The 26,799-nt window shown below is 42.7% G+C and carries 23 protein-coding genes, 1 tRNA gene, 1 other RNA gene and 1 other annotated feature; of the genes, 1 reads left to right on the top strand and 24 read right to left on the bottom strand.

All coding sequences use genetic code 11. The features are described 5' to 3' along the window. Positions 1 to 744: 744 nt before the first annotated feature. The 20 genes from CEF17_RS16705 to guaB form a co-directional block, all read right to left on the bottom strand. A complete protein-coding gene (locus CEF17_RS16705; protein WP_332835308.1) occupies positions 745 to 1,017 on the bottom strand; it encodes a pro-sigmaK processing inhibitor BofA family protein in 273 nt (90 codons plus the stop codon). A gap of 324 nt (positions 1,018 to 1,341) precedes the next feature. After that, the gene (locus CEF17_RS16700) at positions 1,342 to 1,560 is read right to left on the bottom strand and encodes a YaaL family protein (RefSeq protein WP_054636230.1); all 219 of its coding nucleotides are present in this window, start codon (positions 1,558 to 1,560) and stop codon (positions 1,342 to 1,344) included. 14 nt (positions 1,561 to 1,574) lie between these two features. Beyond that, on the bottom strand, positions 1,575 to 2,171 hold the full coding sequence (gene recR, locus CEF17_RS16695; RefSeq protein WP_100400521.1) for a recombination mediator RecR: 597 nt from the start codon (positions 2,169 to 2,171) through the stop codon (positions 1,575 to 1,577). Between the two features lie 17 nt (positions 2,172 to 2,188). Beyond that, the gene (locus tag CEF17_RS16690) at positions 2,189 to 2,500 is read right to left on the bottom strand and encodes a YbaB/EbfC family nucleoid-associated protein (protein ID WP_054636232.1); all 312 of its coding nucleotides are present in this window, start codon (positions 2,498 to 2,500) and stop codon (positions 2,189 to 2,191) included. 24 nt (positions 2,501 to 2,524) lie between these two features. Then, positions 2,525 to 4,228 carry a DNA polymerase III subunit gamma/tau gene (dnaX, locus tag CEF17_RS16685; RefSeq protein WP_100400520.1) on the bottom strand — a complete coding sequence of 568 codons (1,704 nt, stop codon included), beginning with the start codon at positions 4,226 to 4,228 and terminating at the stop codon, positions 2,525 to 2,527. A 163-nt stretch (positions 4,229 to 4,391) separates the two neighbouring features. Next, positions 4,392 to 4,657: signal recognition particle sRNA large type (ffs, locus tag CEF17_RS16680), an RNA gene on the bottom strand. A gap of 99 nt (positions 4,658 to 4,756) precedes the next feature. After that, a complete protein-coding gene (locus CEF17_RS16675; RefSeq protein ID WP_083465382.1) occupies positions 4,757 to 4,912 on the bottom strand; it encodes a YycC family protein in 156 nt (51 codons plus the stop codon). Positions 4,913 to 4,976: 64 nt separating this feature from the next. Beyond that, complete coding sequence (gene tadA / locus CEF17_RS16670) at positions 4,977 to 5,471, bottom strand: tRNA adenosine(34) deaminase TadA (protein WP_100400951.1); 495 nt, start codon at positions 5,469 to 5,471, stop codon at positions 4,977 to 4,979. A gap of 94 nt (positions 5,472 to 5,565) precedes the next feature. Further along, a tRNA-Ser gene (locus CEF17_RS16665) sits at positions 5,566 to 5,658 on the bottom strand. Between the two features lie 128 nt (positions 5,659 to 5,786). Beyond that, positions 5,787 to 6,722, bottom strand: coding sequence for an oligopeptide ABC transporter permease (gene opp4C / locus CEF17_RS16660; RefSeq protein ID WP_100400519.1), 936 nt, complete (start codon positions 6,720 to 6,722; stop codon positions 5,787 to 5,789). A gap of 10 nt (positions 6,723 to 6,732) precedes the next feature. Beyond that, a complete protein-coding gene (locus CEF17_RS16655) occupies positions 6,733 to 7,698 on the bottom strand; it encodes an ABC transporter permease (RefSeq protein WP_100400518.1) in 966 nt (321 codons plus the stop codon). A 75-nt stretch (positions 7,699 to 7,773) separates the two neighbouring features. Beyond that, positions 7,774 to 9,555 (bottom strand): ABC transporter substrate-binding protein, encoded by a 1,782-nt coding sequence (locus tag CEF17_RS16650; RefSeq protein ID WP_100400517.1) that lies wholly within the window; start codon positions 9,553 to 9,555, stop codon positions 7,774 to 7,776. Between the two features lie 103 nt (positions 9,556 to 9,658). Next, positions 9,659 to 10,711: an ABC transporter ATP-binding protein gene (locus CEF17_RS16645; protein WP_100400516.1), complete on the bottom strand. Its 1,053-nt coding sequence runs from the start codon at positions 10,709 to 10,711 to the stop codon at positions 9,659 to 9,661. Beyond that, entirely contained in the window at positions 10,708 to 11,703 is a 996-nt protein-coding gene (locus tag CEF17_RS16640) for an ABC transporter ATP-binding protein (protein ID WP_100400515.1), read from the bottom strand. The genes CEF17_RS16645 and CEF17_RS16640 overlap by 4 nt, the downstream gene beginning before the upstream one ends. 98 nt (positions 11,704 to 11,801) lie before the next feature. Continuing rightward, a complete protein-coding gene (locus tag CEF17_RS16635; RefSeq protein WP_100400514.1) occupies positions 11,802 to 12,254 on the bottom strand; it encodes an Lrp/AsnC family transcriptional regulator in 453 nt (150 codons plus the stop codon). 379 nt (positions 12,255 to 12,633) lie between these two features. Then, the gene (gene serS / locus CEF17_RS16630) at positions 12,634 to 13,908 is read right to left on the bottom strand and encodes a serine--tRNA ligase (protein ID WP_100400513.1); all 1,275 of its coding nucleotides are present in this window, start codon (positions 13,906 to 13,908) and stop codon (positions 12,634 to 12,636) included. Between the two features lie 71 nt (positions 13,909 to 13,979). Then, positions 13,980 to 14,191: a binding site (T-box leader), on the bottom strand. A gap of 1 nt (position 14,192) precedes the next feature. Beyond that, the gene (gene pdxT / locus CEF17_RS16625; protein WP_100400512.1) at positions 14,193 to 14,798 is read right to left on the bottom strand and encodes a pyridoxal 5'-phosphate synthase glutaminase subunit PdxT; all 606 of its coding nucleotides are present in this window, start codon (positions 14,796 to 14,798) and stop codon (positions 14,193 to 14,195) included. Between the two features lie 55 nt (positions 14,799 to 14,853). Continuing rightward, the gene (pdxS, locus tag CEF17_RS16620; RefSeq protein ID WP_100400511.1) at positions 14,854 to 15,738 is read right to left on the bottom strand and encodes a pyridoxal 5'-phosphate synthase lyase subunit PdxS; all 885 of its coding nucleotides are present in this window, start codon (positions 15,736 to 15,738) and stop codon (positions 14,854 to 14,856) included. Positions 15,739 to 15,874: 136 nt separating this feature from the next. Then, on the bottom strand, positions 15,875 to 17,212 hold the full coding sequence (locus CEF17_RS16615) for a D-alanyl-D-alanine carboxypeptidase family protein (RefSeq protein ID WP_232725537.1): 1,338 nt from the start codon (positions 17,210 to 17,212) through the stop codon (positions 15,875 to 15,877). A 411-nt stretch (positions 17,213 to 17,623) separates the two neighbouring features. Then, a complete protein-coding gene (guaB, locus tag CEF17_RS16610; protein ID WP_442857439.1) occupies positions 17,624 to 19,093 on the bottom strand; it encodes an IMP dehydrogenase in 1,470 nt (489 codons plus the stop codon). 269 nt (positions 19,094 to 19,362) lie between these two features. Here guaB and CEF17_RS16605 point away from each other — a divergent pair, with 269 nt between their 5' ends. Then, positions 19,363 to 20,307: a YaaC family protein gene (locus CEF17_RS16605; protein ID WP_100400509.1), complete on the top strand. Its 945-nt coding sequence runs from the start codon at positions 19,363 to 19,365 to the stop codon at positions 20,305 to 20,307. A gap of 338 nt (positions 20,308 to 20,645) precedes the next feature. Here the strand turns inward: CEF17_RS16605 and gyrA are convergent, their stop codons facing one another. From gyrA to recF, 4 genes are all read right to left on the bottom strand, one after another. Continuing rightward, positions 20,646 to 23,207: a DNA gyrase subunit A gene (gene gyrA, locus CEF17_RS16600; RefSeq protein ID WP_100400508.1), complete on the bottom strand. Its 2,562-nt coding sequence runs from the start codon at positions 23,205 to 23,207 to the stop codon at positions 20,646 to 20,648. 112 nt (positions 23,208 to 23,319) lie between these two features. Beyond that, entirely contained in the window at positions 23,320 to 25,233 is a 1,914-nt protein-coding gene (gene gyrB, locus CEF17_RS16595; protein WP_198509027.1) for a DNA topoisomerase (ATP-hydrolyzing) subunit B, read from the bottom strand. Positions 25,234 to 25,376: 143 nt separating this feature from the next. Further along, entirely contained in the window at positions 25,377 to 25,658 is a 282-nt protein-coding gene (gene remB, locus CEF17_RS16590) for an extracellular matrix regulator RemB (protein WP_100400506.1), read from the bottom strand. A gap of 10 nt (positions 25,659 to 25,668) precedes the next feature. Continuing rightward, positions 25,669 to 26,790, bottom strand: a complete 1,122-nt coding sequence (recF, locus tag CEF17_RS16585) for a DNA replication/repair protein RecF (RefSeq protein ID WP_100400505.1) — start codon at positions 26,788 to 26,790, stop codon at positions 25,669 to 25,671. Positions 26,791 to 26,799: the final 9 nt, after the last annotated feature.

The following is a 26,799-nucleotide window of genomic DNA, read 5'->3' as shown; positions in this document are numbered from 1 at the left end:
GGCTTTCGCGGCTTTCGCCTGATTCCCTACTGCTGCCTCCCGTAGGAGTCTGGGCCGTGTCTCAGTCCCAGTGTGGCCGATCACCCTCTCAGGTCGGCTACGCATCGTCGCCTTGGTGAGCCGTTACCTCACCAACTAGCTAATGCGCCGCGGGCCCATCTCACAGTGTTAGGATAAATCCCAACTTTTACAAGAAGATCATGTGATCTTCTTGATTATCCGGTATTAGCCCCGGTTTCCCGGGGTTATCCCAGTCTGTAAGGCAGGTTGCCCACGTGTTACTCACCCGTCCGCCGCTCATTCCACAAGCTTTGCCCCGAAGGGCGCAGCTTGTTTCCTGCGCTCGACTTGCATGTATTAGGCACGCCGCCAGCGTTCGTCCTGAGCCAGGATCAAACTCTCCGATAAAATGAAGATGTTTGAAACTAACTTAACTTACTTTAATAGAAATTAACTGACGTTTGACTTTCATTCGATTTTCAAAGGACAATCTAGCAATCTATGACTTGCCGCCTCAACAGCGACTCAATTAATATTATCAGAAGTTGATTTTAATGTCAACAACTTTTTAATTATAATTGCTGTCCTCAACAGCGACAAGTAATAATATATCATGTCCTCAAAACACATGCAACACTTTTTTTATTTTGATTGAGACAGGTAAAAAAGAACATTATAAATGGAATACCTTTCATCCATCAAAAAAGCAGGGCCTTTTACGTACCCCGCCTAACCTTTTTCACCCTATGGAAGAATCAATAAATCGACGACTACGAGAAGTGCCACTCCAGGAATGCCCAGCAATCCGGAGATCGAAACTGTAAAGAGGTTTAAAGGGATATGATAACCCACCGCACTCCCAAAGACATTTAAAAAGAATAAAGCAAGAGCTCCGATCATCAAACGTATGACCCCTTTTCCAATCCACCGAAAGGGCTTAAGAGGCCCAGTGACAAATAAAATAAAAAAGACGAGCAAGCCTAATGCTGAAATAAGCAGTATCGGGTCCACTTTCATTCACCTAGCCTTTCCACTCACTTGTTTACTCTATATGTATGTCCATCCTAAAAAATCTTTCCCTTAAAATACCTGTCAGAAGTAAAGGCACTTCAGACTGGTCCTTTACCTTAAAAAACCAGTCCATATCAGGATAAGCTTCCCTTCATTCACCTTCCACAATCAATAAAGTAACGCAGGAGATTGTAAAACAGATATACCGGCTTTACGTCTGCTGACTGCAGTAAAGCGAAAGTGCACAAAAGGGGCCATAAATAATACAAAGAAACCCACGTTTCGATAAAACGTGGGTGCCTCTTCAATATGAAGGATAAAGGTGCTTTTTTACTTACTCACTCCGCTTACCTTCTTTTGTCTGGCTTCTTTTAAGAGAAATAAATACTTTGCTTCTGTAAGCTTAACATCAGCCAATACTTCTCTTGACGGTTCTACACTTTTTGATACAAACGCCTGCTGTCTTTCCAGCTGGTGCTTCATTTCCCCGATTAAACGCACGAGCCTCTCTCTTTCTTTTTGCCGGATTCTTTTCTTTTTAAATAACATCGACATCCTCTTTCCTATAACTCACGTCGTCCCTCAATCGCTCTTGATAACGTTACTTCATCCGCGTACTCCAGATCTCCTCCTACAGGAAGCCCGTGTGCAATCCTTGTTACCTTAATTCCTGTAGGTTTAACAAGGCGGGAAATGTACATGGCAGTGGCCTCCCCTTCAATCGTAGGGTTTGTTGCCACAATGATTTCAGTCACTGTGTCATCTTGAAGTCTTTTAAGAAGTTCAGGAATTTTAATATCTTCAGGCCCGATTCCCTCCATAGGGGAAATTTCTCCATGAAGCACGTGATACAAGCCATGATACTCACGCATCTTCTCCATCGCCATCACATCTTTTGAATCTTGCACTACACAAAGAACTGTTTGATCTCGTTGTTTATCCTCACATATCCTGCATGGATCAGTATCTGTTATATGGTGGCATACTGAACAGTACGTCAAATCTCTTTTTGCGTTAACGAGGGCTTTGGCAAAGTCCAGGACGTCATCTTCCTTCATGTCTAACACGTAAAAAGCAAGACGGCTGGCTGTCTTGGGTCCAATTCCCGGGAGTTTCATAAACCCGTCAATAAGCTTTGAAATAGGGGCAGGGTACTGCACCGAACACTCCTCCTAATTTAGAACATCCCAGGCAGGTTCATCCCTTTCGTGAACTTGCCCATATCTTGTTCTACTAACTCGTCTACTTGTTTTAGTGCCTCATTTGTTGCGGCTAGAACCAAGTCTTGAAGCATTTCTACATCATCTGGATCTACTACATCTTCATCAATTTCAATATCTACAATTCGCTTGTCACCAGAAGCGATAACCTTAACCGCTCCTCCACCTGCTGTCGCCTCAACAGTTTTTTCTTTCAGTTCTTCTTGTGCTTTTTGCATCTGTTTTTGCATCTTTTGCATTTGTTTCATCATACTACCCATATTTTTCATTTCTCACGCCTCCTAATATAGTCACTATTCACTTTCTACAATTTCTATTAAATCAGAACCTACTAATTTAATGGCTTCGTCAACAATCGGCTCCGTTCCTGCCTCGTCTTCTGTCTGGCTGCTGAGCTGGCTCCGCATATAATCTTCCTTAACCTTTTCCCATTGGCCCATAAGAATGGTTATAAGAGTCATCGGCTTCCCGCTGATCGTTTCAATCGCGCTTTCAACTAATGAGCGGAACTTTGAGTCCACCATGTTTCTGTGCATCTCGTTTTGAAATGCCAGGAGCACAGAATCCCCTGTGGCCGCCACCGGCTTAGAATCACTTGCCCAGGCACTGGCCGGGACACTTTCGCTTTTAATTTTATTCATTACTTCCGGCCATTTAGAAGAAATGACTTGAAGTTCCTGTTTCGAAGCCGAACCTAGCATTTCTTTGACCTTGCCCAGTCCGGCTAAATTAACCCCGCCCTGTTTGGAGGAAGAAATAGAAGGCGCCACTCGGGATTTTGGCTGCGATTCTTCTTTTTTTCCTGCAGCGGCAGGTACTCCCTGCTTTTTCAACGTCTCCAGCTCTTTTTCCATCCGGCTGAGCTTCTTGTATAATTCCTGGACCTCTGCAGAGCTTGTTCCTTCAGCCTGGTTTTCTACATAACAAACATTGATTAAAGACAGCTCCAAAAAAATTTTTGGGTGGCTTGCCCACTTCATCTCCTGATGATAGTGGTTCAGCTTATCAATTACTTCATATAACCATGGAGTGTCAATGGACTGGGCTATCTCCTCGAAGCTTTCCTCCACTCTCACACGGTCAAGCACTTCATCCAGCTCCGGTGCTGTTTTATATAAAAGCATATCCCGGAAGTAATAAATTAAGTCTTCCATAAAGCGAAGGGGATCTTTCCCCTCTCTTATTAAAGCATCTGCTGTCTTGATCGCTTTTGCTGTATCTTTGTCCTTTAAAGCCCTGGCTGTATCAGTCAAAAATTGCTGTGACACAGCTCCGGTAATAGCAAGAACGTCAGCAGATGTCACCTTATCTTCAGCAAAAGAAATGGCCTGGTCTAACAGACTCAATGCATCCCTCATACCGCCCTCGGCTGCACGACCAATCAAATGGAGAGCTTCTTGTTCTGCCTCAATATGCTGCTCTTCTAAGATATATTCCATTCGGCCAACGAGGGCCTGGCTGGATATTCTTTTGAAATCAAAACGCTGGCAGCGAGATATAATTGTTAAGGGAATCTTATGAGGTTCCGTTGTTGCCAGTATAAAAACAACATGCTTCGGAGGCTCTTCAAGCGTTTTTAAAAGCGCATTGAACGCTCCTGTAGAAAGCATATGCACTTCATCTATAATGTACACTTTATACCTGATATCTCTGGGTGAAGCCATTACATTTTCACGGATATAGCGGATTTCGTCGACCCCGTTGTTCGAAGCCGCATCTATTTCCATTACATCAACAATTGATCCATCTCCTATCCCCCGGCAAGAAGAACACTCATTACAAGGTTCTTTTACGGGAGCGTGTTCACAGTTGATGGCTTTAGCGATGATTTTGGCTGCGCTTGTTTTCCCTGTCCCCCTGGGCCCAGTAAATAAATAGGCGTGAGAGAACTTTTCCTGGATCAAAGCATTCTGCAGTGTCTTTGTAATATGTTCCTGTCCCACCACATCGCTTAGCTGCCGTGGTCTCCATACCCTGTAAAGCGCCTGGTAGCTCACTCCCGTTCCTCCTTTAACCGGCTGACATTCATCCCTAATTATACCGGTCTCAAGCGCATAATTCAAAGCAAGGATACAACCAATTCCGGACTTTTCTTTTCAATAATTTTATGTACAAAAAAACGACCCCGACGGAGCCGTTTGATCATTTCATTTATTAAAGCCGTGCACCTTCTGTTGATAATGCCTCCATAAGCGTTACCTGAACAGTTAGCTAGACCCAGGCGACTCTGCGGCACACAGAAGTGGCCGCTTACTGCTGCTTCCTTCCGGACCTGACAGGGTTCACGGGTTTCCGTTGCGCAGAACCCGGGCGTCAACACCACTTATTCAGGGCAGACCTTACGGAGACAAAACCTCGAGAAGGGATTAAGCCTCGCTATAGCGGATTGCGAGTACAGGGCACCGCTACCTCCCCGCCTAGCACGACAAATTTGATAACATTGTTAGGCGTCAGCATTTCAGCGACGCATTTCTCATTCTACATACTCTTGATACAAAATGCAAGAGGTTCTTCGTAGAAAATTTTTATTTCTCGTTTGCGGTGTTTTCCTGCTTTTTTTCCAATTCAGCAATCTTAGCCATAATTACATGAGGCGGCGTATGCATGATATGCTCTAGCGGCATATTAAGTTTTTCAGCAAGCCTTTGTGCTGTTTCTAAAGAAAATTGATTCGGTTGCACCGTTCTCCCTCCACTTCTAAAACCTCTAAGGTAACTATATCACGACAAACCAGAGGCAGCCAATCTAAAAAAGGTCAGATTTTTGTCTTTTCTTTTCTTTCTTTTTTTTGCGCAATTCCTGAAAAAAAGAAGTCAATAACATCCCGCACTCCTCTTCAAGGATACCCGCCCTTACCTCAGCCCGGTGATTGAAACGGGAGTCATCAAGAAGGTTCATCAGCGTACCGGCACATCCTGCTTTTGGGTCGACTGCGCCAAACACTACGCGTGGAACTCTGGCCTGAACCAGAGCTCCCGCACACATAGGGCAAGGCTCTAACGTAACGTACAATGTACAATCTTCCAACCGCCAGGAACCCATATATTCACATGCCTTTTCTATAGCAATCATTTCAGCATGAGCATCCGAACGTTGTCTGGTTTCTCTTTCATTATGACCTCTTGCAATTATTTCCCCTTTAAAAACAATGACGGCCCCAATTGGGACTTCTCCCTTTCCCTCAGCTCTAAGAGCCTCATTTATTGCTTCCTTCATAAAACGTTGATCATGTTCCTCCAACAAATGCTCACCACCTCTCTCATCCCAGTAACATTATTTAAGTATAAAAAAGCATACCCTTTGACAAAAGGTATGCTTGTAATAGTAAGTATTATGGCGGAGGAGGAGGGATTCGAACCCCCGCGGGCCGCAAAGCCCCTGGCGGTTTTCAAGACCGCTCCCTTCAGCCGGACTTGGGTACTCCTCCGTGCTTGATTATGTCTTTTTGGCTGACAAGAACTATAATAGCATAAGGTCATAACCCATGCAAGCAGTTTTCTAAAAAAAAATTTAAAATGTAGTAAAAGAGCCGTTCCAACCGGAACAGCTCTTTTACTATCTTTGGCTTTTAGGATCAAACGCATCTCTTAACCCATCACCGACGAAGTTAATAGATAAGACAGTCAGCACAATCAGAAGACCAGGCGGCAGCCAGGCCCATGGCTGATTTGTTAATATATTTAAGCTTGTGGCTTCACTCAGCATAGATCCCCACGTTGGTGTAGGCTGCGGAATTCCAAAACCAAGGAAACTTAATGCAGATTCTAAGATGATCATTTGTGCCATAATGACGGTAGCATTGACGATAATCGGACCGACAGCATTCGGGATCATATGCTTCCCGATAATCCGAAGATCAGAGGCGCCTATTGATCTCGCACTAAGAACGTATTCTTTCTCCCTTAAAGATAAATAATTCCCTCTTATAATACGGGTGATATTTGGCCACGTAATTAAACCTAAAGTCACCACGAATATGAAAATAGTCGTTTCCTCTAAAATAGTTACTACTGTTAACACCATAAGCAAGAATGGAAAGATTAAAAAAAGGTCAGCCAAACGCATAATAGCACTATCCACAATTCCCCCGTAGTACCCAGCTAATGAGCCAAACACAACACCAATCACTGTAACGATAAGGGTAATAAATACCCCTACTTGAATAGACACCTGCCCACCGTACAATAATCGGGCAAAGTTATCTCTCCCTGAACTGTCCGTCCCTAGAAGATTAGTAGAATTTGGCTCAGCGTGTACGTTTAACAAGTCCGTTCTTGTCGGGTCAATGTCTGTTATTAACGGAGCACTAAAGGATACAATAGTTATTAAAATAAAGATAACGAGACCGATAACCGCTAACTTATTGCGGATAAAGCGCCGCAAAGCGAGTTGGGTGGGACTATAGTGCTTTTCCTTTTCTTGTCCTTCGCTCGGTTCAGGTGCACCTGGGTCTGTGTTATCCATTTGTTCTGTAGCTCTTGGATCACTCATGTCTTTCACCTCAATCGTAGCGAATTCGCGGATCAACTACAGCGTAGAAAATATCCGCTAACAAGTTACCGACTAATATCGTAACTCCAACTAATAAATTTATCCCCATTATTAACGGAAAGTCCCTGTTCATTATTCCTGTTAAAAAGAGTTGTCCTAGTCCTGGGAAGTTAAAGGTGGCTTCAATCACTACCGCCCCGCTTAACAGGGTTCCAAACTCAAACCCAAGTAAAGTGATGATTGGAATCAATGCGTTTCGAAGGGTGTGCTTATAAAGAACACTGTTTTCTCCTAACCCTTTAGCACGTGCGGTCCGAATAAAGTCACTTCCCATGACGTCTAGCATTTCAGATCTGATGTAGCGCATATAAATGGCAGTGCTTGCCAATCCCAGGGTGATCCCTGGAAGAACTAAATGATGCAATCGATCAATAAAGGCTTCAAACCCTGTCAAACTCGTCGATGATACCGTTCCCTGTGCTGGAAACCACCCTAATTGGAACGAAAAGAAATAAATCGCCACCAGTGCAGCAAAAAAGTTAGGTGTTGCCAGTCCCAAAAAACCAAATGTAGTAGCAGAATAATCTACTACGGTGTATTGCTTACGAGCTGAATAAATCCCTATAGGCAAACCGACAATAATCGTGACAAATAAAGAAAATACCGCTAAATAAATTGTATTGGGCACCCTCGATATGATAAGCTCCTGTACTGTTCGTCCCGAGTAGTGCAATGAATCGCCCAGGTTCCCTCTTGCCACATTAGAGAGCCAATTTGCATATTGCACATGGGGTGGGTCATTTAATCCCAATGCTTCTCGACGCTGCTCTAAAACTTCCGGGTCAATCGTAGGATCGAGCTGCTGGCCTGTTAAAGGGTCCCCTGGTGCTAAATAGGCTAGGGCAAACACAACAACTGTCACAATAAATAACATCGGAATGAAGACAAGTACGCGCCTTAGTATATACTTGTACATGTTTTCCTCCTTCTCCCTCTCATAGCAATGGCGTGTGGCATATTCACCACACGCCATTTACCATCTTATACAGCCTTATTCGGCGAGGTACCACTCGTGTGTATCTTTGTACATATTGGCAGGGTGTTCAGTAACTCCCTGGAGGCTGTCGACGTATGCAAAGTTATTGATTGGAGACCATAAGAAGACCATAGGAACTTCTTCAGATACATGCTCCGCCCACTCTGCATACACTTCCATTCGGTACTCTTCATCAAATGCTTCTGGAGCTTGTACACCAGCTGCAATGAGTTCGTCACTATGCTCATCATTCCAGCGTGTATAGTTATAAGCAACATCAGACTGGAAATAGACTGCAGGATCCGGATCGCCAGATGCTAAGCTCCAGCCCATCAGGTAAAGATCCATGCTTCTCTCGTCATCCTCAACTCGGTCAGCATGAGCAGAAAACTCACGAGGCTGCTGCACATTTACATTAATACCAATATCCTGAAGGTTCTCCCCGATAACTAAAGCCGCATTCTCACGAGCTTCATTTCCAGTAGGGTATTCAAGGTTCAATACGTATTCTTCTCCATCTGGATCTTCATAGAAGCCATCGCCTGTTACATCTTCAAAACCGGCATCTTCAAGAAGGGCACGTGCCTGATCCGGGTCGTACTCATATTTCACTGGTGCATCTTCATCATATGCCCAGGAAGCTTCCGGGAATGGAGCGTGGAGGACCTCTCCAGAACCATGAAGGAGTCCTTCAATCATCGCTTCACGATTAATACCATAGACAAGAGCTTGACGCACACGCTTGTCTTCAAGTTTTTCGTTAATAATGAAATTATCAGGATCAACTACACCGGCTTCCACATCCTCACTTGGACGGTGAGCCAATTTAAGACCCATGTATTGGTAACCTAAATCTTGAGGCTGGTAAAGGTTCACATTCCCCAGCGCTTCAACACTTTCCACATCATTTGGCACGATTCCGTCTGGTTCAGCCACCATGTGAATCTCACCATTATCCAGTAAACCAGTCATAACAGATTGGTCAACCACTCTCCAGGTCACACTATCGAGATGAGGTCTACCTTTCCAGTAATCCTCAAATGCTTCAAGCTCATAGCGATCCCCTTCTACAGCTGCGGTAAACTCAAACGGCCCTGTTCCAATGATTTCCCCAGGGTTAGAGGAAGCAGAATGTTGTTCCATTTCATCAGCAGGAACATCACCAAACACATGCTCTGGAATAATAAAGAAGCTGGCATCGTATTCTGGTGTTACAGTAGGCTCTTCCCACCGAAATACAACCGTATGTTCATCTACAGCTTCCACACCTTCAAACTCCTCCGTATCACCGGCTTTAAACTCATCATAGCCTAACAGTGAATCTGCATAGCTTGTACGAACACCTGTATATCCTGGGTCAGCGATAGCAGTATAAGTAAACACGACATCGTCTGCAGTAAATGGCTCTCCATCATGCCATACGACATCTTCACGAAGCTGAACAGTCATTTCTGTTTGCTCATCATTTAATTCGTATTCTTCTGCAAGTTCCCCGTAAAATTCAAGGTCTTCGTTCTGTTCAAAAAGCTTTTCATGTGTGAACTCCAGGATATTATTATCATATGAGGATTGATAGTAAATTGGATTAAACTGGTGATCTGGTGCGGAATACATGGCAAGATTTATATTTCCGCCTTCTTGAGGCTCTCCTGCCGTTTCACCGTTTTCTCCATCTGTCTCTGTTTCCGTGCCATCTTCTGCCGGATCTGCACCTTCTTCAAAATCCTCATCGCCGCCATTGCACGCTGACAAGATAAGACCTGTTGATAATAAAAATAACAAACTTTTATTTTTCATCTTTTGTTACCCCCTTTTATTTTGTAAACCAGCAAACTTTTTTGACTCTTCCCTCGCCTCCTATACCCGCGTCACCTCCTGTACAGGTTAAAAACTGAATAGGTTAGTCTTGTTCAGCATTTTCAGCAATTTTAGGTTCAGGCTCGGTGTACAAGTGACAAGCAACATAATGTCCTCCACCCATATCTGTTAATTGAGGCCGTTCTGTTTTGCATCTCTCATGAGCTTCCGGACATCTCGTGTGGAACGGACAACCTGAAGGAGGGTTAGAAGGGCTCGGCAAGTCACCCTCTAAGACCACCCTTTCTTTTTCTTCTTCTACATTGGTTGTCGGCACAGCCGATATTAAGGCCTGTGTGTAAGGATGAAGTGGTTTTTTGTATATTGATTCCTTGGGAGCAATTTCTGCCAGCTTTCCAAGATACATCACAGCCACACGGTCGCTGATATGCTTAACCACGCTAAGGTCATGAGCAATAAAGATGTAAGTTAACCCGTATTCATCCTGTAAATCTTCCATCAGATTAAGAACCTGTGACTGAACTGAAACGTCCAGGGCGGAAACGGGTTCATCACCTATAATCAGCTTGGGACGAGTAGAAAGAGCACGGGCAATCCCTATTCGCTGCCGCTGACCGCCGGAAAATTCATGGGGATATTTGTTCCTTGCACTTTCGTTCAGACCCACTGTTTCAAGAAGATCTATGACTCTTTTTTCCCGTTCATTTTTGCTCATGAGCTTTTGAACGACCATCGGCTCTTCTATGATTTCTCCTACACTCATTCTTGGATTTAAAGATGCGTAGGGATCCTGAAAAATCGTCTGCATTTCTTTTCTTAAATTCCGCATTTTCCGTTGAGAGATATTTGTTATCTCTTGTCCGTCAAAACGGATCTCTCCTTCAGTAGAATCAAGAAGACGAAGGATCATTCTTCCTAATGTGGATTTTCCAGACCCTGACTCTCCCACAATTCCTAAGGTTTCTCCTTTGTAGACGTCAAATGTGATATCATCAACTGCTTTAACATGGGCTACCGTTCTTTTTAAGAACCCTCCCTTGATAGGAAAGTATTTTTTTATATTTTTAACTTCTACTAACTTTTCACGGTTTTGAACGTCATGCTGGTTCTGTTGTTTTTCTTTTGTAGTGTTCATGAATGCTGACCTCCTTGACTATCTTCATAGAGAATACAGCGGACTCTTTGCCCATTCCCTGTATCCCGAAGGTCCGGCACTTCCGTTATACATTCTTTCATCGCGTGCTTACAGCGGGGAGCAAACCGGCACCCTTGAGGAAAGTTATGGGCCGGCGGTACAGTACCAGGTATAGATTCCAGCCGTTCTTTTTCATCATCAAGCTGAGGCATGCTCCCTAACAGACCGACGGTGTATGGATGTTTAGGTTCCGTAAATAATGTCTTCGCATCTGCGTTTTCTACAATTTGACCTCCATACATAACTAGTACTCTATCAGCCATTTCAGCGACGACGCCAAGGTCATGAGTAATCATTAATATGGAAGAATTTGTTCTTTCTTTCACTTCAGCCATCAGATCGAGAATTTGAGCTTGAATCGTGACATCCAGCGCTGTTGTAGGCTCGTCAGCTATTAACAGTTTAGGGTCACAGCTCATAGCGATCGCAATCATCACACGCTGTCTCATCCCCCCGGAAAGCTGATGAGGATATTCATCTATGGTTTCTTCGGCACGAGGAAAACCAACCATTTTCAGCAGCTCAATCGTTTTTTCCCTAGCCTGCTTCTTTTTGTACCCTCTGTGTTTTATCAACGGCTCAGCTACCTGATTCCCAATGGTGAATACTGGATTTAATGAAGTCATTGGCTCCTGAAAAATCATTCCGATTTCATTTCCCCGCACGTTCCGCATTTGCCGTTCCGGAAGATTAACGATTTCTTTCCCCTCTAATTTAATCGAGCCTTCTACAATTTTTCCCGGCGGACTGGGTATCAGACCCATAATAGACATGGAGGTTATACTTTTTCCACTGCCCGACTCCCCTACGATAGCTACTGTTTCCCCTTTGTTAATTTCAAAATCAACGCCATCTACAGCTTTAGCCACCCGGTCTCCAAGATAGAAATATGTTTTTAATCCTTTTACGTTAAGTAATGCTTCATTGCTCATAGGTACACCTCAATTTAGCTCTATTTTCCTTTACTGAAAATTTTAAAAATTTATGCTGAGACCCTGGCTTACCAAAAAACTAGTTTTCTACTATAGGGTTAGGGTATAATGTAGGAAAACGAATCTTTATACTGCTTTAACTCCACGCTTACATCTGCTGTAAGAATACCCTCAATTTGTGATAGTTCTTTGTTTACAAAGTGAACAAGCTCTTCATTGCTTTTGAAATAGGCTTGAATAATCAGGTCATGTTTCCCGGAAAAAGCACCAATAAATCTTACTTCAGGGTACTTTTGCAATTTCCCCGCAATTTCTTCCTGCTTGCCTAGTTGAGTAGAAAAGCCAATAATGGCCTGAACTTTTAAGCCTACTTTATTTGGGTTCGTATGAATGATAAACTCAAATACTCCCTGCTGAAGCATTTTATTTATTCGGGAACGAATGGTTCCTTCACTCACATCAAGACAACGAGCAATCTCACTGTATGATCGCTTTCCATTTTCCTGCAAATACCCTAAAATAGCGAAATCTGTATTATCCAAATGGTTCATTTCTCTCACACTTCTTTTTGTATGGACTCTTCCTAGGCTTGTCCTTTATCCATGCTGATTTTTTCCAAGTATAGGAATGTGTTACGATATCTTCACGCATATGCGTTTTTATTTATAATTTTCGTAAGAATTAAAAGAATGAATTAAGGTTATTATAAGGAAAGTTGTAATTTAATGCAATATTCGTTTTTAGAAAAAAGCAAAATTATTGAAAGATTTTTTAACAATTCTACATATTTCAACGGCTAGAGACCATTTGGTAATATATTCTCAATTTTCTCCCTTGTCTATTTCCTTCGAATTCCGTAATTTCTTTGGGAAATCACGTACATTTTTATAATAAAAAGCACTCTGTCTCGCCAAAGACAGAGTGCTTATTTTATCTAATGTGAGTTTTGTTTTTCATATAAGGCTGCAGAACCTCAGGGATTTTTATTGTCCCGTCTTCTTGCTGATAGTTTTCAAGGATTGCAGCTACCGTGCGGCCCACCGCTAAACCAGAGCCATTTAACGTGTGTACAAATTCTGTTTTAGACTTTGCATCTCTTTTAAAACGTATGTTAGCTCTTCTGGCCTGGAAAGATTCGAAGTTACTGCAAGAGGATATTTCTTTATATTCATTGTAGCTTGGAAGCCAAACTTCAATATCATATTTTTTTGCTGCAGTAAATCCTAGGTCCCCTGTACACATGTTCATGACCCTGTACGGAAGATGTAAGAGCTGAAGCACCTTTTCTGCGTGTCCAGTTAGTTTTTCAAGCTCTTCATAAGAATCTTCTGGTTTAACAAATTTCACCAGCTCCACTTTGTTAAATTGGTGCTGACGAATGAGTCCTCTCGTGTCACGACCGGCGGAGCCTGCTTCAGAACGGAAACAAGCACTAAAAGCCGTATACCCTATCGGAAGTTCTTCACCATTAAGAATTTCATCACGATGTAAATTTGTTACTGGCACTTCTGCTGTCGGAATAAGAAAATAATCTTCTTCTCTAATCTTAAAGGCATCCTCTTCAAACTTTGGAAGCTGCCCTGTCCCCGTCATGCTCGTGCGATTTACCATATATGGGGGCAGTACTTCCTCATATCCATGCTCATCTTCATGAAGATCCATCATAAAGTTGATAAGGGCACGCTCTAAACGGGCTCCTGTCCCCTTATAAAAAGCAAAGCGGCTGCCTGTCACTTTACTTGCTCTCTCAAACTCCACAATTCCTAGCTCTGTTGCCAGATCCCAGTGGGCTTTCGCTTCAAAAGAGAAAGAAGGAATCTCTCCATACCTCCGTATTTCTTCATTATCATCTTCATCACTTCCGACTGGCACACTTTCGTGGGGGATATTGGGAATTGTTAAAAGCAAAGTTTCTAACTCTTCTTCAATTTCCCGCAGCTCCACATCAAGGTCTTTTATTTTTGCAGATGCTTCCTTTGTTTTCTTTATCACATCGTCTGCGTCTTTTTTTTCTCTCTTAAGCTGGGCTACCTGCTGTGACGCTTCATTTCTTTGCTGCTTTAACATTTCTGTTTCTTGAATTAATTCTCTGCGGCGCTTATCCAGTTCCTGGAACCGATCGATCTCTCCAATGTTTTCTCCTCTTTTTTGAAGCTGTTCTTTTATTTCTCCGAAGTTATTTCTAAGTTCTTTAATATCAAGCATCCTCTTTGCCTCCTTTTTCTGTTCGTTCGTCTTCTTTCTGCTATTCTCCATAAAAAAAGCCCTCATCCCTGGTAAGGGACGAGAGCTTTTCCCGCGTTGCCACCCTAAATTGAAGACGCCAGTCTTCCTCTTAGCATCCCATAACGACGGATGAACCGGAAGAACCTACTACATTCAGCCCTTCACTCCAGACTGGATTCCTGCTCATTCTTTACCGATTTTCACCAGCCATCGGTTCTCTGAAAAAGAATAAAACAGTACTAGCGCCTATCTACGATTTAAATTTATGAAGAAATCGCTTGTGTTGCGAACTGTTCTTTGGCTTCTTTTACCATTGTAGCAAAATATCTATGCATACGGCAATCTGTCGTTAATTCCGGGTGAAAGGAGCATGCGAGTAAATGACCTTGTCTGGCTACAACGATCTCTTCGCCGTATTTGGCCAATACTTCCACATTATTACCAACTTCAGAAATAAGGGGAGCACGGATAAAGACAGCCTGTATGTCTTCTCCAATGTCTTTGACAGGCATAAGAGTTTCAAAACTCTCTCTCTGACGGCCAAATGCGTTCCGCTCCACTACCATATCCATCAGTTCTAAATGGCCTTCTCCTTCACCTGCAATTTCCTTTGACATTAAAATCAGCCCTGCACAGGTGCCAAATACTGGTTTGCCTGATTCTGCAAACTTTTTAAGGGGTTCAAAAAAACCGTATTTATCAATTAAACGGCGCATAGTGGTACTTTCCCCGCCAGGAAAAACCAAACCGTCCAAGTCTTCCAGCTGTTCTGTGCGTTTTACAATCGTGACTTCCGTATCCGGAGCAGCTAAACATTCCACGTGTTCCCGCACTGCTCCTTGAAGAGCCAGCACTCCAATTTTCACCATGATAATGCTCCTTTGCTTGTTTGTATTGATAAGCAATGTACTCCGGGATGATTTCTTACCAGCCGCGGTCCTGCATACGCTCTGAGGCGGCCAACGTAGAAATCTCAAGACCTTTCATTGCTGTTCCCAGACCTTTGGATAATTCACCAATCAATTTATAATCTTCATAATGAGTGGTAGCTTCTACAATAGCACGGGCAAATTTTTCAGGGCTTTCGGATTTAAAGATCCCGGATCCTACAAAGACCCCGTCTGCACCAAGCTGCATCATAAGTGCTGCATCCGCTGGTGTAGCAATTCCGCCGGCAGCAAAGTTTACAACTGGAAGCTTACCGTTCTCCTGAATATTTAAAAGCAGTTCGTAAGGAGCACCGATGTTTTTAGCTTCAGTCATTAACTCGTCTTTTGACATGTTAACAACACGTTTAACCTGTGCTTGTACCATTCTCATGTGACGAACAGCTTCTACAATGTTTCCTGTACCTGGTTCACCTTTTGTACGAAGCATTGATGCTCCTTCTCCTACCCGGCGAAGAGCCTCTCCTAAATCTCTTGCTCCACATACAAACGGCACTGTGTAATCTCTTTTGTCAAGATGATACACTTCATCCGCAGGAGTCAAAACTTCACTTTCATCAATGTAGTCTACTCCTAAAGCTTCTAATACGTGAGCTTCAACGATATGTCCGATACGGGCTTTGGCCATTACCGGGATAGAAACGGCTCCCATCACTTCTTCAACAATCGTAGGGTCTGCCATACGGGCAACTCCACCGGCTGCACGGATATCTGCCGGTACTCTTTCTAGTGCCATTACAGCAACAGCGCCTGCTTCTTCCGCAATTTTTGCCTGTTCAGCGTTTACCACGTCCATGATGACGCCGCCTTTTTGCATTTCTGCCATACCACGTTTTACTCGATCAGTACCTCTATCTGCCATGTTTTCCTTTTCCCCCTGCTCATTTTATAACTAGATCATAAACGACCTTATAAATAGTAAGATAATTTTTACTATCATTCCGTTCTATATTGTATCATTATTCTTCGTCATGTTAAAGCAGATAAGAAAAGAGGGATTAAAACCATCCTTTTACTGTATCTGCAACGTTGTTCCACATCCCTGAGAAGAAACCGCCGATACTGCGCATGCCTAAAGAAAACCAACCTGCTTTTTCAACTTCTTCATTAACAATTACAGGGACACGCTTCGCTTCTTCTAATTGTTCACTTAAATATTCTTCACTATTCTCACCAGTATATTCAAAATCAATGTACCCAATGACCTCACCTTGTTCAATAGGTGCTGTCAGCTGATTCTCTTCATCAAGGAATTCTCCGTTAATCGTTAAATTAGGTGTATACGCATCAGCCTCTTCATTGCGATGCAGCAGCAACGTTAAAGGTTCAGCGGTTGAAATAGAAACCTCTGACTCTGTTCCTCTGCTTACCGGCAATGTTTCATGGCCTTCAATTTGGTATCCTTCTTCCGCCACTTCTTCATGTTCATAGTTATCAAAACCATAATCAAGAAGCTTTGCTGTTTCTTCAAAGCGGGCTTCACGAGAATCTGTTCTCATCACAACAGAGATTAAGCGAAGATCCTCTCTTTCTGCTGTGGCAGTAAAGGCATTTCCCGCAAGGTCTGTGTACCCTGTCTTTAAACCGTCAAGACCCTCGTAGGCAAAAGGAAGATCTAATTCAGGAAGCATCCAGTTCCAATTCACCATATCTATTTCATCATCTGTGCCTTCTTTGAAAGACTTACGCCCAATACTTGCTGTCTCCAGCACTTCCGGGTACTCATCCAGCAGGTTATACGCAAGCTTTGCTGTTGCCCGGGCAGACATCATATTCTCTGCATCTGCACCAGTGCCTTCAGGATGCAAGCCTCCCATTGAGTTATTATTCAACCCGCTTGAATTGACAAACTCATATTCATCAAGCCCTAATTCAGCAGCTTTTTCGTTCATTTTATCGACAAACTCTGTTTCAGAGCCGGAAATTAATTCAGCTAATGCAATCGTCGCAGCATTGGCAGAGTATATAGCCATTGATTCATACAGTTCACGGACGGTGTATTCCTCATCAGGTCTTAACGGTACATTTGACAAAGCTCGAACGTGAGAAAGTTCCCTGACCTTATCACTTATAGGAACCGTCTGGTCCCAGGAGATCTCCCCTTCCTCGATAGCTTCATGTACCAAGTATTCTGTCATGATCTTTGTCATGCTCGCAGGGGGCAGTATTACATCTATGTTATCTTGATAAATAATCTTCCCCGTTTCTGCATCAACTAAAATTGCAGCCTCCGCCTCTAGATCCGGTCCGCTTGCTTCCGCCGAACCAGCAAATCCAAAAACTGCTAAACTACTAAGTACAGCGACTGCCCCTGTTCCTAAAAAATTCTTTCCCAACTTGCTACACCTCCATGATGACTTGCACAAAAGATATTCTATCATAAGAATATGGAAAAACATAGATTGCCAGAGACCCTATTCTATCTTTTTTTCACTTATGTTTTTGTTGCTTTTTCACTATTAAACGGCTTTGTTTGCTGCCAGATGCTCCTGAAGACAGAAGACTGCCCACGCAGTTTTCATTCTAAAGGTCAAAGTGGGGAAAATTCAGGAAGGTGACCTTGCTCCAGACTCTTGTTAGTAATAAATCTTACTAACAAAAAGAGCTTTTCCCGGGAAATAAAGGAAAAAGCTCGATTGAAATTGCTTACTTTGTTAACAGCCTTCAACTTCTACTCTCCTGGGCTGCCAAACAGGGGGCCGGAGAACTCAGCCCCTTCCATGGCGTTTTGAAGCCCAGGACTTTGCTTACAAGCTATAGTTTGGTGCTTCTTTGGTAATTTGAACATCGTGAGGATGGCTTTCAATTAAACCAGCGTTCGTTATCCGGACAAATTTTCCGTTTTCTCGTAAATCATCCAGTGTCTTTGTGCCACAATAACCCATGCCAGCCCGAATACCCCCTAATAACTGATGAAGAGTATCGGAAAGCGGCCCTTTATAAGGAATTCGCCCTTCTATGCCTTCAGGTACAAGCTTTTGATTTTTTTCCTGGAAATAGCGATCTTTACTTCCTTGTTCCATTGCTCCTAAAGAGCCCATGCCCCGGTATACTTTAAACTGACGTCCTTGATAAATCTCTCTTTCGCCCGGGCTTTCTGACACTCCTGCCAGCAAGCTTCCGAGCATAACCGCATGTGCTCCGGCAGCAAGTGCTTTTACGATGTCTCCAGAGTATTTAATGCCGCCGTCTGCAATAATAGGCACATTATGCTTGCCAGCTTCTTGTGCACAGTCGTAGACCGCAGTAATTTGAGGGACTCCTACTCCTGCAACAACGCGAGTGGTACAAATAGATCCAGGGCCAATTCCCACCTTTACAATATCAGCGCCAGCTGTAATTAAATCCCTTGTTCCTTCAGCTGTAGCTACATTTCCTGCAATAATTGAAAGATCCGGAAACTCATTGCGAATTTCTTCCACTTTGTTGAGTACTCCCCTGGAATGACCGTGCGCCGTATCAATTACGATGACATCTACCCCCGCGTCCACAAGTGCACTTACGCGTTGAACACTATCTTCTGTCACACCTACGGCTGCTCCGGCAAGAAGACGTCCCTGTTTATCTTTGGCTGAGTTTGGAAACTCGATTACTTTTTCAATATCTTTGATCGTAATTAAACCTTTAAGCGTTCCACCTTCATCAACGAGAGGAAGCTTTTCAATCTTATATTTTTGCAGTGTTTTTTCTGCTTCCTTTAAGGTTGTCCCTACAGGAGCCGTAACAAGATTGTTGCTCGTCATTACTTCTTCAATCTTGATGGAATAATCTTCAATAAACCGAAGGTCTCTGTTTGTTAATATTCCAACAAGCTTTTGATTTTCATTTACAATCGGCACCCCGGAGATACGGTATTTAGCCATTAATTTTTCTGCATCAAATACCTGTCTGTCTGGTGTAAGGAAGAAAGGATTAGTAATAACACCGCTTTCTGACCTTTTTACTAAATCCACAAGCTCTGCCTGCTGTTCAATAGACATGTTCTTATGGATAATGCCAAGTCCCCCTTCACGGGCCATGGCGATGGCCATACCGGCTTCTGTTACTGTGTCCATTCCTGCACTAATGATCGGGAGGTTCAGCGGAAGTTTTTCTGTTAAAGTCGTTTTCACTGATACTTCGCGAGGATGAATTTCAGACCGGTCCGGAACCAGCAAAACATCATCAAACGTCAATCCTTCTTTTTCAAACTTATCTGTGCGCACGATACTTGTCATCCTCTCTATTATGGTCTTCCCTGAATCTAATCAGTCTCTAAATATTATTAAGTAGGGTAACAATTGGGTATCCTACTGTCAAGAAACAAATGCAAAGCTGTCTTCTTAACTAAGAAGACACCATTTCAATGAGTGATTTGAGGACACAAAATGTTATTTTTCATATCTTATCATTTTTTGTCTTTTTTTAATGCTAATTATCTGAAGTTTAAACATTCAAAAAACTATGGACAAAAAAACTTTTTATACTTAAAAAAGGAGTCTCAGGCATGAACTCTCTCGATCAATCCTTTTCTTTTTTTCTCCCTTTAGAAGGGCAGGATATGCTTCAGCGATTTCTATACCAGCACTATAAGTCCAACTCCTTTCGTGAGGCGAAGGCATTTAGTTACAACAACACCACACCTCTTTCCCATTACTGGAAGCTTGGCAGGCTGCTCTTTGAACAGGCTGACTCTTCTCCTTTAGCTCTTCAGCCTTTGCTCTATTTTTATGGATTCGTTGACTTGCTTAAAGGAACCGTCCTTCTCTATGACCCTCACTACCCGAGCTCATCCCATGTGCTGGCCCACGGTGTCAGTACTCGTAAACGCAAGAAAAGAAGCTATTGTTTTTTAGATGATGAAGTAAAAATTCAAAAAAATGGACTCTTTTCACATACAGCCAGCGTTATGTTCCACATGAAACACGTAGAAGGAGAAAAATGGTCAATGGGGCATCTGCTTTTGCAGATCCCTGAGCTTTATGAACTTTTTACTTTTATTCACAATTATCCACCATTGCTGACCGTAGAGTTCTATCCTGAATTCTTTGAGGTTAAAAGCCAGCAGCCAATAGGCCAGACCGAAAGAGAAAATGTAAAAGAATGGATCTCAAAAAAGGAGATGAAAGCTGTACTGAAAGAAGAAAGTTCTTCCGTGCTTTCTTATTCTTCCTCACTTATAAATAATTCTGCCTTTAAAAAAACTCTCCTTCAAGATCATGAAAATCGTTATTACCTTCTTCCTGACGTGGAGAAGCATACTGGTTTACATGAATTACTGGTTCATTATCTTCTTTTGTATAACCTAAGTATGATATGCAGGTATGAAACGGAATGGTGGGGAGAGCTGATCACCCATCAAACAACCAGTGATTTTTCTTTTATAAAAGCTTATCTTGCCCTTGTACGAGAAAAAGTTCCCTATCTTTTTCAGCCCTACTATACCCCTTAGTATCCTGAAGATCTTTATCATGGCCAAACCAATACCTCTTTGATCGTGTGCAGATCTTTTGCAGAAAGCTGAATAACCTTCTCAGTATCTTCCATGCAGATAACAGGGCAAGAAGGTGCTTTTTCATCTATGAACACAATCTTTCCTTTTTTACCGTTGTTAAGGCCAGTTGAATTATCAGATTACGCTCCTTAAACTCTTTGTTATTTCTTCATCATACCTATCAAGGAAATGAAAGGCTATGCTTTTTGATTACAAATAAATAAGATCAACCTCCGGCCCGGTTGGCCGAAAGTTGATCCTTGGTAAATCATTGTTATTCTTTTTGGCTGCCTGTATTATTCTTCTTCCGAATCGATATCTTCTACTTCTTCTACTGCTTCTTCTGCAGACGCATCCGTTTCACTGGTTTCTTTGGCAGCTTCATTTCCTTCTTCAGTTTCTTCCTCTGTTTCATCGAGCTCTTCCTCGATTTCTTCAGGGATTTCCACTGGTGCAACGGTAGCCACTTCTTCACCTTCTCCAACACGTATCAAGGTAACCCCTTGCGCATAGCGGCCTAACCTGGATATTTCCTCTGCACGTATACGAATCAATACCCCATGTACGGTCATAATCATGATATCCTGCTGATCCGCTACAAATCTCAGGGCAACAAGATGGCCTGTTCTTTCGGTAAGAGTCGCTATTTTAAGACCCTTTCCTCCCCGGTTCTGTACTTTGAATTCTTCTGGGAGAGTTCTTTTGCCAAATCCTTTATTTGTAACAATCAGGACATCTTCATTTTCTTTAATGATGTCCATCCCAATGACTTCATCATCTTCTGCAAGGCTGATGGCCTTCACCCCTGTAGCACTTCGGCCCATAAGCCTGACGTCTTTTTCATGGAACCGGATGCCCATTGCATTCTTTGTTCCAATTAGCAGTTCATCATCCCCGTGGGTCAAACGCACGCCATGAAGCTCATCGTCCTCTCTCAGGTTAATAGCAAACAGGCCGCCTTTTCTGATGTTTGCAAATGCTGACAAGGAAGCACGTTTTGCTATTCCTTTTTTTGTAAGGAAGAATAACGACGAATCTTCGCTGAAATCCTGGATTGGAATCACCGTACTGATAAATTCATCCTTTTCAATCTGCAGCAGGTTAATCACTGGAATTCCTTTTGCGGTTCGTCCTAATTCAGGAATTTCATACCCTTTTAAACGATAAACCTTCCCTTTGTTAGTAAAAAAGAGAATGGTGTGATGAGAGTTTGTAGTAAATAAATGCTCTACAAAGTCATCCTCGTTGGTTCCCATTCCTTGTATTCCTCTGCCGCCTCGTTTTTGGCTTTTGTAGGTAGATAAAGGAAGTCTCTTAATATATCCCTGGTGAGTAATACTGATCACTACGTTTTGTTTAGGAATCAAGTCCTCATCTTCAATATGATTGCTGCCTGCAGTAATTTCGGTCCGGCGGCTGTCATTAAATCTTTCTTTAAGCTCAGTAAGCTCTTCGCGGATGATTTCCAGGACTTTTTCTTCACTTGCCAGGATTGCTTTCAGTTCTGCAATTCTGGCCATTAATTCTTTATATTCATTTTCAATTTTATCCCGCTCTAATCCAGTCAAACGTTGAAGACGCATATCAAGGATGGCCTGTGCTTGATCCTGACTTAAAGAGAACCGATCCATTAAACCGTTTCTTGCAATCTCCGTTGTTTGAGAGCTTCTAATTAATTCAATCACTTCATCAAGGTGGTCAAGAGCTATTCGCAGTCCTTCCAATATGTGAGCTCTTGCTTCTGCTTTGCGAAGTTCAAAAGCAGTCCTTCGTTTAATTACCTCTTTTTGATGCTCTAAATAATATGATAAGCATTGTTTTAAGTTCAGCACCTTCGGTTGTCCGTCAACGAGGGCCAGCATATTGATGCCAAAGCTCGTCTGCAATGCTGTCTGCTTGTATAAGTTATTTAACAACACATTAGCATTTGCATCCTTGCGGACTTCAATTACGATTCTAAGGCCCGTGCGATCCGATTCGTCTCTTAAGTCAGTGATTCCTTCAATCTTTTTCTCCCGGACAAGTTCAGCAATTTTTTCTACCAGTCGCGCCTTGTTTACCTGATAGGGAAGCTCCGTTACAATAATTGCTTGTTTTCCATTCGGGCTTTCTTCTATTTCAGCTACCGCACGAATTAAAATGGAACCGCGTCCGGTTAAGTATGCTTTTCGAATGCCGCTTCGTCCTAAAATGGTAGCCCCTGTCGGAAAGTCAGGACCTGGGATATGTTCCATTAATTCTTCAATTGAGATCTCCGGATTCTCGCTTAGCTCGAGCACTCCATTAATCACTTCACCAAGCTGGTGAGGAGGTATATTGGTAGCCATCCCTACGGCAATGCCGGCGGCTCCATTAACAAGGAGGTTAGGGAAACGTGACGGAAGAACAATGGGCTCTCTTTCTGCCCCGTCATAGTTATCCTGATAGTCGATTGTGTCTTTATTTATGTCACGAACCATTTCCATGGAGATCTTGGCCATTCGAGCTTCAGTGTAACGCATGGCAGCTGCTGCATCTCCATCTACGGATCCAAAGTTCCCATGCCCGTCGATAAGCATATAACGGAAACTAAAATCCTGTGCCATCCTTACCATCGTTTCATAAACGGCAGAGTCACCGTGCGGGTGGTATTTCCCTATAACCTCTCCGACGATACGCGCTGACTTTTTGTATGGCTTATCCGGTGTCATGCCTAATTCATTCATAGCAAATAAAATTCTGCGGTGCACAGGCTTTAAACCATCTCTTACATCTGGCAAAGCACGGCTGACAATTACGCTCATGGCATAATCTAAAAAAGACGTCTGCATTTCTTGTCCTATGTTTATTTCTCTTACTCTGGATTCATTCTCTGCCATCCTACTACCTCCATTTCCTTCCGGTAACGTCCTGGCAGTGGGCTTTGGATTCTATTGCCCTGTTACCAATATTAAGCAGGAAAGGGCAGGGTCCTTTTCCCCACCCTCTTGCTTAAACGTCTAGATTCTTAACATAATGTGCATTTTCCTGGATAAAATCTCGCCGTGGTTCCACGCGGTCGCCCATAAGCGTTTCGAAAATTTCATCGGCTTTCATGGCGTCTTCTAATGTAACCTGCAGCGTTGTACGTGTCTCAGGGTCCATCGTAGTCTCCCACAGCTGCTCCGGGTTCATTTCACCAAGGCCCTTATAACGCTGATACCCTGGTTTAGGCTGCTTAGGCAGCTCTTCCAGGATTTGATCTAGTTCCTTTTCATAATACGCATAGTGGATCGCTTTTCCTTGCTGAACCTTGTAAAGAGGAGGCTGGGCAATATATATATACCCTTCTTCAATAAGGGGACGCATGTATCGATAGAAAAACGTTAAGATAAGCGTTCGAATATGGGCGCCATCCACATCGGCATCAGTCATAATAATAATCTTATGATACCTTGCTTTGGAGATATCAAATTCCTCGCCTATCCCAGTGCCTAAGGCAGTGATAATTGAACGTATTTCATTATTTGCAAGGATCTTATCAAGCCTTGCTTTTTCCACATTAATAATCTTACCGCGCAAAGGAAGAATTGCCTGAAAGTGCCGGTCTCTCCCTTGTTTTGCTGATCCTCCGGCTGAATCGCCTTCCACTATATAAATTTCACTGATAGAAGCATCCTTCGTGGAGCAGTCTGCGAGTTTCCCAGGAAGAGAGCTTACTTCCAGGGCGCTTTTTCTTCTTGTAAGTTCCCTGGCTTTTTTCGCTGCTTCCCGAGCCCTTGAAGCCATGAGTCCTTTTTCCACAATCAGCTTTCCAGTGTCCGGGTTTTCAATTAAGAAACGTGAAAAAGCTTCTGAAAACAAGGAATCAGTAATCGTTCTGGCTTCACTGTTTCCTAGCTTTGTCTTTGTCTGCCCTTCAAATTGCGGATCGGGAATCTTCACCGAAATGATAGCTGTCAGCCCTTCTCTTACATCTTCTCCTGTAAGATTAGGATCGTTTTCTTTAAAGAGGCTGTTCTTACGGGCGTAATCATTGATCACACGTGTGAGGCCTGTTTTAAAACCTGACTCGTGTGTCCCGCCTTCATGGGTATTTATGTTATTAGCAAACGAATAAATATTACTTGCAAAGCTGTCATTATATTGGACGGCAATTTCAACCTGAATACCTTCTTTTTCACTTTCAATGAAAATAGGCTTTTCGTGCAAAGTATCACGAGAGCGATTCAAGTATTCTACAAAGGAAGCGATGCCTCCTTCGTAGTAATACTCTACCTTCTTTTCTTCTTCTCTCTTGTCCGTAAAAATAATTCTGAGCCCTTTATTTAAAAAGGCCAGCTCCCGAAGCCTGGTTGCTAATATATCAAAATCAAACTCCTGTGTTTCCTGAAAAATTTCCTGATCAGGCTTAAAATGTATTTTCGTGCCCCGCTTCTCAGTCGTGCCGATCTGCTCTAGATCCTGCTGAGGCACACCTCTTTTATAGCTTTGAAAATAGATTTCTCCTTCTCTGTGCACTTCTACTTCTAAAAGTTCTGACAGAGCGTTCACCACAGAAGCACCTACCCCATGTAAGCCGCCTGATACTTTGTAACCGCCGCCGCCAAATTTACCTCCTGCATGAAGAACGGTCATAATCACTTCAACAGCAGGTCGGCCCATTTTTTCATGCATGCCGACAGGGATCCCGCGCCCGTTATCTTGCACGGTAATACTATTATCTTCTTCCACAGCGATTTCTATTGTGTCACAATATCCGCCCATCGCTTCATCAATACTATTATCAACAATTTCCCACACTAAATGGTGTAGTCCCCGTCCGCTTGTGGAGCCAATATACATTCCCGGGCGTTTTCTAACGGCTTCCAAGCCTTCCAAGACCTGAATTTGACTCTCATCATATGAATGTTGTTCAATGGACAATTTATTCACCTTCACTTCCTATGGAAATATCACAGCTTCCTTGAGCGACTGTGCTTTCCGTTCAGTTACCTCGTCATGCTGAAAAAAAAGATTCGGAAATTTCTTCCTTGCTTATGATCTATTTTTATATGGGAGCTTCCCCATTAATTGTCATGCACGGTTTCTTCTTCACTATAATCCTCAATACCTGACACAACTGAAGCCCTTCTTTTAAGGGTTAATGAGGAAATAGGTGAAAAGTAAAGGATATCGTCAGTTACGACAATCGACTTTTGCAAATCTGCAGAAATTTCTATGATGTCTTTCTTGTCTTTGGTATTTAAAAACTGCTGACTGATTGCTGAAGACTTGTTTGTTTCATAATCTAAGATTGCCACTACGTCTTTAGCGCGGATTACCGTATCACCGCCTAAATGGATAAACATCTTATACCCCTCATTTCTTCTGATGCAAACGACCATCTTCTACATAAAACATGGAAGCTTGCTTTAGTGTCTCATGCTCTATACCTTCAACGCTGGTTGTTGTTACAAAGGTCTGCACCTTGCCCTGGATCGTATTTAAAAGGTGAGACTGACGGTGATCATCTAATTCAGAAAGAACATCGTCTAATAATAAAATCGGGTATTCCCCGATGTTTTCTCGAATTAGTTCTATTTCAGCCAGCTTTAATGACAAAGCGGTCGTTCGCTGCTGTCCCTGTGAACCATATGTTTGCACGTTCCTGTCATTTACCGTTAATTTGATATCTTCCCGGTGAGGACCAACTAGCGTCACACCGCGGCGTTTCTCATTATCTCTTACTTTTCCAAATGCTTGCTTGTATTCTTCTTCTATCATCGACAATTCCATGCCTTCTGATACCTCTGCAGTAGGGACATACGAAAGAATCAGCTCCTCTTTTCCCCGGCTAATTTCTTTATGAATCGTCTTCGCCCATTTTTCCAGCATGTTCAGAAAGTGGAAACGCCTCTCGACTAACTTGGCTGCTGCTTTTATTAATTGCTCAGTCAGCACCTCCAGCATCATATCGGCTTGAGTGCCTGACTTGGAAAACATGTCTTTAAGCAACTGGTTTCGTTGCTTTAGTATCCGGTGATAGACAGCAAGATCATGCAAATAAACCGAACTGATCTGCCCTATTTCCATATCAATAAATCGGCGCCTGACTTGTGGGGCGCCCTTCACTAAATTTAAATCTTCTGGTGCGAACATGACTACATTGCATGCTCCTATATATTCACTTAACTTTCTTTGTTCTAATTCATTATATTTAACCTTTTTTCCCTTTTTTGAAAGGATCACTTCAAGACTAAACGGGCCTGATGATTTCGAAAGCTGGGCCTGGATGCGAGCAAAATCCTCATCCCAGTTTATTAACTCTTTCTCCCTGGGAGTCCGGTGGGATTTTGTAAAAGCAAGCACATAGATAGCTTCCATAAGGTTTGTTTTCCCTTGAGCATTTTCCCCTATTATAACATTGATTTTATTTTCAAATTGCAGGGTCAGCTCTTCATAATTTCTATACTGTTTTAAATAAAGCGATTCAATATGCAAAAAGCATCC

The organism is Bacillus sp. FJAT-44742 (genome assembly GCF_002797315.1).
GTDB lineage: Bacteria > Bacillota > Bacilli > Bacillales > Marinococcaceae > Thalassorhabdus > Thalassorhabdus alkalitolerans.
Note: the sequence above shows the minus strand (reverse complement) of the source record. Positions and strands in the feature narration are given on the sequence as shown.

Coding starts and splice junctions, on each gene's coding strand:
- CEF17_RS16705 (WP_332835308.1), bottom strand. CDS start 1,017: ATGAAAGTGGACCCGATACTGCTTATTTCAGCATTAGGCTTGCTCGTC.
- CEF17_RS16700 (WP_054636230.1), bottom strand. CDS start 1,560: ATGTTATTTAAAAAGAAAAGAATCCGGCAAAAAGAAAGAGAGAGGCTC.
- CEF17_RS16690 (WP_054636232.1), bottom strand. CDS start 2,500: ATGAAAAATATGGGTAGTATGATGAAACAAATGCAAAAGATGCAAAAA.
- opp4C (WP_100400519.1), bottom strand. CDS start 6,722: ATGAGTGATCCAAGAGCTACAGAACAAATGGATAACACAGACCCAGGT.
- CEF17_RS16655 (WP_100400518.1), bottom strand. CDS start 7,698: ATGTACAAGTATATACTAAGGCGCGTACTTGTCTTCATTCCGATGTTA.
- CEF17_RS16650 (WP_100400517.1), bottom strand. CDS start 9,555: ATGAAAAATAAAAGTTTGTTATTTTTATTATCAACAGGTCTTATCTTG.
- CEF17_RS16645 (WP_100400516.1), bottom strand. CDS start 10,711: ATGAACACTACAAAAGAAAAACAACAGAACCAGCATGACGTTCAAAAC.
- CEF17_RS16640 (WP_100400515.1), bottom strand. CDS start 11,703: ATGAGCAATGAAGCATTACTTAACGTAAAAGGATTAAAAACATATTTC.
- CEF17_RS16635 (WP_100400514.1), bottom strand. CDS start 12,254: ATGAACCATTTGGATAATACAGATTTCGCTATTTTAGGGTATTTGCAG.
- serS (WP_100400513.1), bottom strand. CDS start 13,908: ATGCTTGATATTAAAGAACTTAGAAATAACTTCGGAGAAATAAAAGAA.
- pdxT (WP_100400512.1), bottom strand. CDS start 14,798: ATGGTGAAAATTGGAGTGCTGGCTCTTCAAGGAGCAGTGCGGGAACAC.
- pdxS (WP_100400511.1), bottom strand. CDS start 15,738: ATGGCAGATAGAGGTACTGATCGAGTAAAACGTGGTATGGCAGAAATG.
- guaB (WP_442857439.1), bottom strand. CDS start 19,093: ATGACAAGTATCGTGCGCACAGATAAGTTTGAAAAAGAAGGATTGACG.
- CEF17_RS16605 (WP_100400509.1), top strand. CDS start 19,363: ATGAACTCTCTCGATCAATCCTTTTCTTTTTTTCTCCCTTTAGAAGGG.
- gyrA (WP_100400508.1), bottom strand. CDS start 23,207: ATGGCAGAGAATGAATCCAGAGTAAGAGAAATAAACATAGGACAAGAA.
- remB (WP_100400506.1), bottom strand. CDS start 25,658: ATGTTTATCCATTTAGGCGGTGATACGGTAATCCGCGCTAAAGACGTA.